Annotated in this window: 1 protein-coding gene; it reads right to left on the bottom strand. The window is 65.7% G+C overall.

What is annotated here, in order from left to right; genetic code table 11:
• Window positions 1-825, bottom strand: an 825-nt coding sequence (pdxS, locus tag QK287_RS18405; RefSeq protein WP_282361134.1) for a pyridoxal 5'-phosphate synthase lyase subunit PdxS, incomplete at both ends; no start/stop codon positions are given.

Genomic DNA, 825 nt, shown 5'->3' with positions numbered 1-825 from the left:
CGGGATTTCGTCGACGTTGATTCCGACCATGGCCTCGCCCAGGCCGCGGGAGGCCTTGGCGATCTCGTCCGGGTCATCAAAGAAGGTAGTGGCCTTCACGACGGCGGCGGCACGCTGGGCCGGGTTGCCGGACTTGAAGATACCGGAGCCAACGAAGACACCGTCGGCGCCGAGCTGCATCATCATCGCCGCATCCGCCGGGGTGGCGATGCCGCCGGCGGTGAACAGCACCACGGGGAGCTTGCCGGTGGCGGCCACTTCCTTCACCAGTTCATACGGGGCCTGCAGTTCCTTGGCCGCGACGTAGAGCTCGTCCTCGGCCATCCCGGCGAGCCGCTTGATCTCCGCACGGATCGAGCGCATGTGCGTGGTGGCGTTGGAGACATCCCCGGTGCCGGCCTCACCCTTGGACCGGATCATCGCCGCGCCCTCGTTGATCCGGCGCAGCGCCTCACCAAGGTTCGTGGCACCGCAGACGAAGGGAATCGTGAAATTCCACTTGTCGATGTGGTTCGCGTAGTCCGCCGGGGTCAGGACCTCGGACTCGTCGATGTAATCCACGCCCAGGGTCTGGATGACCTGGGCTTCGACGAAGTGGCCGATCCGGACCTTCGCCATGACCGGAATGGACACGGCGGCGATGATCGCCTCAATCATGTCCGGATCGGACATGCGGGACACGCCGCCCTGGGCGCGGATGTCGGCCGGAACGCGTTCCAGCGCCATCACTGCCACGGCACCGGCATCCTCGGCGATGAGGGCCTGCTCGACGTTAACGACGTCCATAATGACGCCGCCCTTGAGCATCTCCGCCATACCGCGCTT

Source organism: Arthrobacter sp. AL05, from assembly GCF_029960715.1.
Lineage (GTDB): Bacteria > Actinomycetota > Actinomycetes > Actinomycetales > Micrococcaceae > Arthrobacter.
This window is presented reverse-complemented; position numbering and strand designations above follow the sequence as displayed.